A 9,964-nucleotide genomic window follows, 5' to 3' on the forward strand; every position below is an offset into this window, starting at 1 on the left:
GCAGCAATTGTCTCATTTTGACACGAACGTGGCTGGATTTAGACTGCTCGAGCCTTCTGCGCCGGCGGTTCGCTTGAAGGCTCGGGACCTGCGGGGGCGGCGCATCACGCCTAAATGGCAAGCGCGAAGCGTAGGGAGCGCGCCCCTCGTGGTTGTTCTGTCCCGGTCACGCCGAAGCACGGGCCGCAAACAAAAACAAAAAAGGCAGCCAAAGAACGGCTGCCTCAATTGCTCCCCAACGGCAAATGCCGGAGGATTACGCGAATGCCGGCGGCGCAAATTTGTGACGGCGCCGCATCCCGAAACCAACAAGGCCAAAGCCGAGGAGCATAAGCGCCCATGTCGCCGGCTCCGGAACGGCATTGATCGTGAAATTGTCCGTCTCGAAAGCGTTGCTGGTCGAACTCAGACGAAGACGCGCCAACGAAGTAACTTCGCCACCCGTAACATTAAACCTAACGAGAGGGTTCAAATTCGGATCGGTCTGATTGCCGTTCGCTGGGTTGAAGATGTTCGAACCATTGAAGCTCGCCAGAACATTATTGGCCGCATCGAGAAATTCAATGGTATTATACGCGTCGACCGAACCCCACAAAAAGCTGACGTTAAAGATGTCTCCGAACGAGGTCAGGTCCAAAATTCCTGGAGTGCCGTCGCTAGGGCCGACGGTCCAGAAAAACCCCGAACTTCCGAACGGTTGTGCACTGACACCCGACACCGACGTGTTGGTGATCAGGCCCCCTGTCGCCTGCGGCGTCGCCGTTTCGAAATCATAGGTCGGGGTCGGACCTGAATAAGGATTGGTACCGGGTGTCACAGATCCCAGCAGAATGGCCGCATTGGCGCTTGCCGGAATTGCGACGGCGGCTACCGCCGCAGCGACAATCTTTAAAAAGCTTCGCATCGTTCTACCTCCAAAAAGGCGACCTCAAAATCCGCGCGACTCGCTGTTTTGTTACGGAATTAGAGATTCTTAGATTAGATGGCATAAAAGGGCGAATCATAATTACAAATTTTTAACGATTTTTAAGGCATTGAAAATGAGGACTATTCCCGTTTTGGGACCGCCAATGATCCCTGTTGGGGACATGCCCGGCCTACAGATCACAGCGATTTCGTAACAAAATTGAATCGGCAGTGTTAACGTCAATTGTTTTCAGTCGACGCTTCATCACACCGGACAGCCGAGCGGTATGAGTAGCTCAATCTCGATGAAGTGCCGGTCATCGTCGCGCGCGTGTTAGATGGCGCTTGCGGCACTGAGTGATCTGACGCACCAAATTCAGGACGAGACAAATCGCATGGGGTCGGACGCCCGCGCCGCAAGCGCTCATTAAATCGACCGGGGAAAGCTAGCCATTGACCAGCACTGAAGACAATTACGGTGAGGCGAAGATCAGGACAGATCGATTGCTCGATATCGATCGGGCAAAGGGTTTTGCAATCGCACTGGTCGTCTGGGGTCATCTTGCGAGCGCTACGCTAGGGAGTTCCCCCCTCTGGTTTCTGATATCGATATCCACGATATACAGCTTTCACATGCCGCTGTTCATGTATTTCAGCGGCTTTGTCTTCTTCTATGTAAACGGCCCCGACCGATTCCTGAACGCGCCGCTGAGGCAGGCACTCTCGCGGTCGAACCGCCTTCTCGTCCCCTTCCTAGTCTTTGGCTTCCTAGTCGTTCTTGGTAAATATGCAGCAAGCAATCTGGGTGGCGTCGTGGATCCAGTTGGCTCTCTGAGCGAAGGGCTGTCGAAAGTGGTCAGGAACACGCAAGACAACCCCTCCGCCTCCATCTGGTATCTACTCGTACTTTTTATATATACTATTATAACGCCAGTTGTATGGAAAATCGGGAAAAGGCGGATTTCCGTCATATTGCTTATAGGATTCGTCGGCTGGCTTTCGCAACTTCCGGAAGAATTCTATCTAAACCGGATTGCTAGTTATTATATATTCTTTGGGGTAGGGGCGCTTTGCGCCGTCAATGCGAAAATAATTCTACCAATCTTCTCAAGATTAAACTTAATTTTCATGGCTATATTTATATTTATAGTGATACATTATTTTGACAAGCCTCTTGGACTTCTGCTTTGCGGCTTGGCTTCGATTCCGGCAATCCACGGTTTGTTTCGGCAGCGCCTCTGGCAGGGTGACTCGATATTCTTAACGCTGGGCCGATATTCCATGGCCATATATCTTCTGAATACGATTTTTCTGGGCGTGGCGAAGTTGGCGGCTCTGCGCCTCACGGCGGATTATCACCTGCCCTTCACCGTCTATATCGTTACTCTCTTCACTATCGGACTCTGCGGTCCGATCGCGGTTCGCAGGGCTCTCGGTTATTTTCCCCACCTTCGGCCGGTTACCCGATATCTCGACTAACAGGACCAACGCGACGCCTTAACCATAGCGGATTGAAATTTTGGCAATTAGCGATCAAACGAGCCCACTCCGATCGATGGGCCAAAGGGGGGGGGGAAGACTGAGCCATGACGTATGTTCTTGCCGCCCTGATCCTTTTGAGCTTTCCGATATTCATGGCCCTGCTGAAACGCTTTCCGCATCGCAGGTCTTGGGCCTATGTGGCTATCGGCACGTTGCCGATGCTGACGAACCTTCCATTCGTCGGATTTATATATGGTTGGCCGTCGTGGAACGGGACCTCGCGAGGTCTTAGCGTATCTCTTCTTGTGATGATCGCAATCGCCCTCATCGCTACGCGGCCTCGGATGAACGGAAAGCTTCCCTTTTGGGGTCTTTTCGGCCTATATGGTTTGGCGCTTCTGATATCGATTTTTTCGACCACCGTCTGGTTTGCCACAGTTTTTGCCTGGTGGCAGTTTGCGTCGCTGCTGATAGTTTTTGCCGCTGTGGGCGGCGAAGGAGACAAGCCGCGCATAAGGTCTGCCATCCTGACCGGCTTCGCGCTCGGGCTTATGTATCAGGCCGGCTATTCCATCTCACAGAAACTGAGCGGAGCAACCCAGGCTGCGGGCACATTCGGTCACCAGAATATCCTTGGGTTGGCACTGGAACTTGCGGTCTTACCGCTCGTGGCTGCCGCCCTCGGCGGCGATCGAAGTAAGATCATCGTTACAGGAATTGGAGCCGCTTTGATAAGCACGGCGTTCTCGGGTTCCCGCGCGACCGTCGGCATCGTGTTTGCCAGCATTGCAGTGTTGGCGCTATTGTCGCTCGCGCGGCGGCCAACTCCTCGCAAGTTTACGCTGGTCATGTTGGGCGCGGTCGCCTTCATGGGCGCGACGCCATTGGCTCTCGCCACGTTGAATAACCGGTTTCAGGGCGGGTCGCTGCTGGTGGCGGATGAGGAACGCGTCAAGTTCGAACAGTCGGCAAGGAGCATGGCCGACAATCATCCCTTCGGGGTGGGAGCGAACCAGTTCGTGTTCGTATCGAACCGTGACGGCTACGCCGACCGGGCTGGCATTCCCTGGCAGCGGGCGGATCGATCCGTTCCCGTCCATAATGCCTATTTGCTCGCCCGTGCCGAAACGGGCTGGCTTGGAGAATTCGCCTTCATTCTGATTTTGGTTGTGCCGATGGTGATGGCGTTGCTTCTGTCATTTCGGGATCGGAAGCATCCTGGAGGCGAAATCCTGCTGGGTTGCACCGTCGGCCTCATAGCCAATATGGCGCATAACTCCTACGAGTTCGCCGTTCACAGTTTTGCGATCCAGGCTCTGCTTTTGATAAACATCGGCCTCATCGCCTCGGAGCTTCGCAGCCGGAAGGCGGCGGTGAGACTTGCCAGATTGCAGGCGAATTTCAGGATTGCCCAAGGTGCGACGGCGCGCGCCACCCAAAAGCCCGAGCCGTCGTCGCTTTGATCTATGGCTGGTCCCCCCAGATTGGTGACCCGACGATTTGGGGTTGGCTTACTGTCCTCAATTATCTCGCCGCCTTGTGCTGGGCGATCTGGGCTACCCGGGTCGACTGGAGAAACGCGAACTTCTGGCTGTTCGTGTCTCTTTCAATGCTTGCGCTCGGCATCAACAAGCAGCTCGACTTGCAAGGTCTGGTCGTGGCAATTGGACGCGAGGTCGCGTTTCAGAACGACTGGTACGGCGATCGGCGGATGTATCAGAAGTGGTTTATCGAGCTCATTGCGGCAAGCTCTTTAGCTCTTACGGCGGCATTGGTTTACTGGAGCCGAAAATCCGGAAAACCTGTCATCGTTGCAACGATCGGTATCGTGCTCACCGCCGCATTCGTCGTGGCGCGCGCGGCTTCATTTCATCACATGGACGCCATGCTCTCGCTGACCTTTGTCGCGCTGAAGCTGAATCACATCCTGGAGAATACAGGCATCGGCCTCGTCGTGGTCGGCGCCATTTGGGCGGTAAAGTCGACGAAACGGCCGAAGGGCCCGCGCGCCCGACGGCGCTAAGAATGTGGGACCCCTGGCGTCATCCCTGCGCCCGAACCATCACAATGTTGGCCCACAATGCGAAAAGCTCAGATGGGGTGCTTGGCTGAGAACATCGCGCGGTAAAGCTTCAGGCCGAACCAAAGCACCACGGCGAGGAAGACCGTGATCGGCAGGGCCATTGCGACGACCGTCGGGAGCCCCGAAGCCTTGAGACTATCTTTTATCGGCGCCACCAAACCGTGACCGATGAAGAGCGGGAAGGCGAGCATACCGCACACCACCGCGACCTGCATCGCGAGAGCTTGTCGCCCTAACGCCGAAATCCGCAAAGCACCGGCGTAGAGCAGCAACGTTGCTCCGGCGAAGGCTGGGATCGCAACCAATTCGCCGGCGTTATCCAGCCAGCCGCCGTCCGTCGAACTTACCATCACCCAACCAAGGCCGACCAGAATTGACCCCGCTTTCGCTGCCCTTGATATCATACTTTGGGCCTGCGTATCGCGCTGGAGCCAGATTGCCGCAGCAAGTCCAAGCGCAGTGGCCCCAAGAAGCCGGGGGTAAGCGTAAGGGGCAACGAGCATGTGCCAGCCCAAACTTGACCAACCGGTGTATGAATTTTCGGGCAGAACAGCTGAGCACAACAGATACGTCGCGTACGAGCCGATCGCCAGGACGAGACTTGCAAACAACGGGTCGTTAGCCATGACGATCCGCCGAAGCCAAAAAAGCGACGTCGGCACCATAATGAGATAGAACAGCAATACCTGATAAAACAGCTGCTCCGGCCAGACCGGGCCAAACCCCTCCCCAGTAATATGCAGGCGCCAAGCCTGTGCGGCGCCAATCATAGCGACGCCTGCAAGGAGGATTTGTGTATTCCCCCACATTCGGCGCCTGACCTGCGCGTCGTTTTGGCCGAGTTGGGCCATGAAGAACAGGCCAAGGCCCATCCCATAGATCATCGCAAAACCGGGGGTGCCAATCCGGAGCGCCGGTGACAAATAGGACCACGCCAGAGCTCCAGCCGTTCCGGCGCGCTCGACGAAAAATGGTCCCCAGTGAGACAATATGATCAAAAGAGCAAAAACGCCGCGAAGGGCATTGAGGGCGTCCGCTCGGATCGACCGAAGGTCTCGAGCGGTTGCTGGCGGCTCTTCTTGGTCGATCGCAGCGGCGATCTCCGCGATGGTTTCTCCGCTGAACATACCCTGTATGGCATAGGGCGGCAGGCCAAGCTGCTCCGCCTTGATGATGACACCAATGGCCGATAGCGAGTCTCCGCCCAAATCGTAGAAACTATCGTGACGACCGACCGCTTCGATACCCAGCGCCTCAGCCCAAATAGTGGCGATTTCGGCCTCCCTTGCCGACATTCGATCGAAAGTCACGAAAGCGGGATCTGCGGCTTGGCCGATTTGGCGGCCCACTATTATATCTGCGAGCCGGGATCTTATCACTTTGCCGGTGTCGGTACGCGGCAAAGCGTCAACATCATGCTCGACAATATCAACCTGCTTCAGGCCGTTGGCTCTTGCCACCTCGCGGATGGCGCTAGGAAAAGCCCCACGCCCCGGTCCCGCAAACGCTATCGCTAGCTTCTCTCCACGAAGTTTATCCGGGATGACGCAAACGGCGAACTCGACGTCCGCCGGCACGCGCTCCCTGATCGACTTTTCGACCACTTCGGCCGAAACCTTGACGCCACCCACGTTCGCCACGTCATCGACGCGACCCTTATACTCCAGCCAGTCGCCATGCAGTTGCCCAAGATCGTTCGTGCGCAGCCAACCGCAAGGGTCTGCAAAAGGCCTGATGACGCCATTCTCTATAAGACCGCTCGCGAGATGCGGTCCGCGCACCTCGATCTCACCTCCGGGAGCTATTCGAACGCCACCATCATCGACTGGGCGGCCGACGGTCTCGAGTTCGTCATCGTTCGCCAGGTCGATTCGCAGAAAGGTCGATCGCGAAGCCTCGGTCAGCCCGTAATGCTGCATGATGACGGCCTCGGGAAACAACTCCCGAATCTTTCGTTTTTCTGATGCAGCCAGATACTGACTTCCGATTTCTAGCCACCGCAGTTTCCGGCCTGCCCGTCCGATCAGTTGAGGATTGGCCAAAACACTCCGAAGCATCGTGGGCACAGCCGAGAGCGCATTAATTTCGTTTCTCTCAAGCATTTTTGCTATTTCGTCGGGTCGGAAACCGTTGCTCGGAAGATACACTTGTCCGCCCGATGCTGCGACCGCTCGGGCGCGAGCAAGACCAAAGCTAAAAGTCACCGGAACCGCTACATATTCGCGAATCGAAGCATCCATCTCCATGTGATGTTGCAGTCTGCCGACCGTATCGGATATCGCCCGCCGAGAAATAGCGACAAGCTTTGGCATACCGGTGGTACCCGACGTAACGCTAATCTGTGCGATATTCTCCGAAGCATCTTCGTTGAAATCGCCGCGCCACCAGCCTCCACCAGATTCCACCCTAGCCGACGCTTTCGAGGAAGCGCCAAGAGGTTCTGTATCAGCAATGAGAAGCGTCTTCTTTTCGATCCACGCTCGCGATGCGACTTCGAGAAAGGCAACGCCGCTGGTCTTGTTAACTCGGAGTATGTCGAAGTCCGCGAGAATCATACCTTTAACCTGTAGATTTGCTGCGATGATTTTTTCGCGGGGCGTTTGGGGAAACGGGCACTTGCGATAGGCACGGCCGAACAAACCACAAATGCCTCACTCACAGAATCCGTTCGCCTCCAGGATGGCCGGCAAATCTGTGTTGTCGACGACGTTTTTGTTAAGTTACACAGGCTTTCCATGCTCGCAACCCAAATTTTCTCGCGGATGGCGGGCCTCACCCAAATCATATCGCCATGAAATTCACGTGGAAATGCAACCGCTGCAAGATGGCGGCGTCGGATCATTTTTGACACCCGGTGTTAACAAATCCGGGGCCGTTGAATTGCCTCGACGGGCACCCCGTCAAGGCACCGAAGTTTGCCGGCTTCAGACGGATGGCCTTTTGCTTAGTGGCCCGACGTCATACGGCGACCTCGCCATTGTCGCCTAACGGCGTGCTCTACGGCGAGACCAAAAAAGCGGTCCCGATCACTCTCCGGCTGTGGCAGAATACCGAACGATTGCATACGGCGTCGCCGGGCGCGGGCAAGGGAAGCCTTAATCTTTTGGTGGCATTGTCACTCCTTGTGACACGGCCAATTCGCCTTGGTTTCATCCGGTTGCTCGCCGCCGCCGCGTTGGCAGCGCCGGCGGCGACGCTTGCTGCTGATGCAGCACCGGGCGACCCAAGCATCGTGGCAAACCGGAAATCGGCTGCCTTTCTGGCGGATGATTGCCGCAAAGCCGTGCGGCCCGCCCTCATGGAGAGGGCGATAGCGGCGAGACCCGCCGCCGCGGCATTTTCGGCGCTCGAACGGACGCGCAATATCCAGGAAGGGCTGGAGCCAGGTCCTGCCGATGCCGCACCGGCAACCGCACCTCGCGCCGGCGATAATCGATTTGCGGGTGGCCTCGGCTGCCGCGGGTTCGAACCGGAAATTGGCAGGGGCAACGACCTTGAATTCGGCACGGCTGCCATCCCCATCGAGCGCACGAGCTTTGACGACAGCTGGGACAGGGTGCGCCGACCCGCATCACGCCGCCTCATGCGGGCAGTGCTAAAAAAGGCCCAAGTCGGGAGCGACGCAAGCGAAGCCGAGTTGCTCGCTCGCATCAATCTGTTCGTCAATCACCGCATCGCGTACCGTAGCGACGACCGCATCGACGGGACGAACGATAGCTGGTCGAGCGCTTCAGAAACGCTCGCGCGCGGAAGCGGCGACTGCGAAGATTTTGCGATCCTGAAGCTGCAGCTCCTCCGTTCTGTCGGCGTTCAAGGAGAGCGGATGAAGCTGATGCTGCTCCGCGATCTCGCGTTGAACGCTGATCACGCCCTGCTTCTTGTCCGCTCCGGGACTGCATGGGTCGCGCTAGATAACATGACCGACCGGGTATACGATGCTTCGCCGCCGAGCACCGCGAGGCCGATCCTCTCCTTCAGCGAGGGGCGCCGATGGATACACGGCTACGTTGAAGAGCGGCCCACTCTCTCTATCGCAGCAATTTCGCGAGCGACGTCGGACAAAGCCTCCAACGACGGAGGTTTAAGCCGTCCTCGTGGGACACCAGTCGAACGAAGAGCCGAGGTGGATGCGGATCGCACCAGTTTTGCAAGAATAGGCACGGACCACGGCCCTGCAGCGATCAGCGGAAAGGTATTGCAAATCTCGCGGCCACCCTTCGGGACCCAACGATAGACCAAAAATATGGTGTAAAGAAACAGCCAGATTGGTTGCGTTTTGGCCGCGACTCGGAAAGGCCATCTCAGCGCCGATCGCTACCAAAAGCAACGCAAGATTTAACAAGTTTCCTTAACACGCCACCGGTTTGTCACATTCTCGTCATTTCACGGTGAGTGAGCGAATCCAAAGGAATAGGCAGGTCTTCTCCTTTTTGCCGGACCAGAAGGCAAACAACATCTTGAATCAGAGAGATTTAATGAGAAAGGCCGCGTTCAAGGGAGGCACCGCCGGTTTTCGCTGCGGAATCATGCTATACCTCTTAAGGGGTAATCGGAAAATTGTGCGTGGATTCCCTTAGCTGCTTGTATAACCTTTATTCCTGTAATCGGTTTTCGAGAGTGGGATTTTAACATCACTTAACAGCCAGAAAGGAGGATCGGCGAGAGGTCGCCGTCGATCGAACCTCAAAGTCTTGAAGGGTTGCCTTGACTGAGAACTCAGGGGAGGCGTTAATGTCGCAAGTTATATATATTTCGATGCTCGCTAAAAACGAGATCGCACGAGAGGGACTACGGCAGATACTTTCGAGTGAGAGCTTCGTTGTCGAAGCGTCTGTTTCGGACGTATCCGGCCTTTTGGATGCGCAGGGGCAAATTCGGAACGACAGGCCCGATCATGTCATCGTAATCGATGGCGCAAGCGGCAGTGGTCGTAGCGCGTGCCGTGAGATTTCCGCCAGGCGCAGACAGGCGCGGATCGCTCTGCTGTTAGACCAATATAGTTTTGAAGAGGTCGTCGAGGCGTTTCAGCTCGGCGCGGATGGCGTCATCATCAAAGAAATATCGTGCGCACCGCTGGCGGAATCGATCCGCCTCGTGTCGATGGGCGAAAAGGTGTTTCCGTCGCAGATCGTGACGAACCTCACGAACTGGATCCCTGCGGCATCGGCCGGGGACTGGAAGCGGAGCGCGTCGGTTGCCGGCCTCTCCGACAGAGAGATAGAAATCCTCGAGAGCATCATGGCCGGCATGGCCAACAAGGTGATCGCCCGGCAGCTGAACATCAGCGAAGCCACGGTCAAAGTCCATGTGAAGGCGATCCTGCGCAAGCTGGGTGTTGAGAACCGCACCCAGGCTGCGACATGGGGAGTCAAGAATGGTTTAGGTGAGCCGGTGCAGCTCAACTTGCGGGAGATGCGGCCGGCGCGCGCGCTTTCGCGGCTGTCGCCGATGACCGTGCGCGCCGCTTGACGCAAAAGGGATCGGGTGCAATGC

At 56.5% G+C, this 9,964-nt stretch carries 7 protein-coding genes; 5 read left to right on the forward strand and 2 right to left on the reverse strand.

Annotation, left to right across the window (positions count from 1 at the left end; translation table 11 throughout):
- Positions 1-256: 256 nt before the first annotated feature.
- Positions 257-904 (reverse strand): Npun_F0296 family exosortase-dependent surface protein, encoded by a 648-nt coding sequence (locus tag ATE67_RS15740; RefSeq protein WP_058817620.1) that lies wholly within the window; start codon positions 902-904, stop codon positions 257-259.
- Between the two features lie 455 nt (positions 905-1,359).
- Here ATE67_RS15740 and ATE67_RS15745 point away from each other — a divergent pair, with 455 nt between their 5' ends.
- The 3 genes from ATE67_RS15745 to ATE67_RS15755 all read left to right on the forward strand — a co-directional run bounded on the left by ATE67_RS15745 (position 1,360) and on the right by ATE67_RS15755 (position 4,411).
- On the forward strand, positions 1,360-2,385 hold the full coding sequence (locus tag ATE67_RS15745; protein WP_058817621.1) for an acyltransferase family protein: 1,026 nt from the start codon (positions 1,360-1,362) through the stop codon (positions 2,383-2,385).
- Between the two features lie 107 nt (positions 2,386-2,492).
- Complete coding sequence (locus ATE67_RS15750; protein ID WP_058817622.1) at positions 2,493-3,851, forward strand: O-antigen ligase family protein; 1,359 nt, start codon at positions 2,493-2,495, stop codon at positions 3,849-3,851.
- Positions 3,848-4,411 carry a hypothetical protein gene (locus ATE67_RS15755; protein ID WP_156417059.1) on the forward strand — a complete coding sequence of 188 codons (564 nt, stop codon included), beginning with the start codon at positions 3,848-3,850 and terminating at the stop codon, positions 4,409-4,411. The genes ATE67_RS15750 and ATE67_RS15755 overlap by 4 nt, the downstream gene beginning before the upstream one ends.
- Positions 4,412-4,479: 68 nt before the next feature.
- Here ATE67_RS15755 and ATE67_RS15760 read toward each other — a convergent pair whose 3' ends face one another.
- Positions 4,480-7,110, reverse strand: a complete 2,631-nt coding sequence (locus ATE67_RS15760) for an AMP-binding protein (RefSeq protein WP_156417060.1) — start codon at positions 7,108-7,110, stop codon at positions 4,480-4,482.
- A gap of 236 nt (positions 7,111-7,346) precedes the next feature.
- Between ATE67_RS15760 and ATE67_RS15765 the strand changes: the two genes are divergently transcribed.
- Positions 7,347-8,705, forward strand: a complete 1,359-nt coding sequence (locus tag ATE67_RS15765; protein ID WP_156417061.1) for a transglutaminase-like cysteine peptidase — start codon at positions 7,347-7,349, stop codon at positions 8,703-8,705.
- Positions 8,706-9,226: 521 nt separating this feature from the next.
- Positions 9,227-9,940, forward strand: a complete 714-nt coding sequence (locus tag ATE67_RS15770; RefSeq protein ID WP_197411971.1) for a LuxR C-terminal-related transcriptional regulator — start codon at positions 9,227-9,229, stop codon at positions 9,938-9,940.
- Positions 9,941-9,964: the final 24 nt, after the last annotated feature.

This window comes from Sphingopyxis sp. H050, from assembly GCF_001468265.1.
In the GTDB taxonomy this organism is placed as follows: Bacteria; Pseudomonadota; Alphaproteobacteria; order Sphingomonadales; family Sphingomonadaceae; genus Sphingopyxis.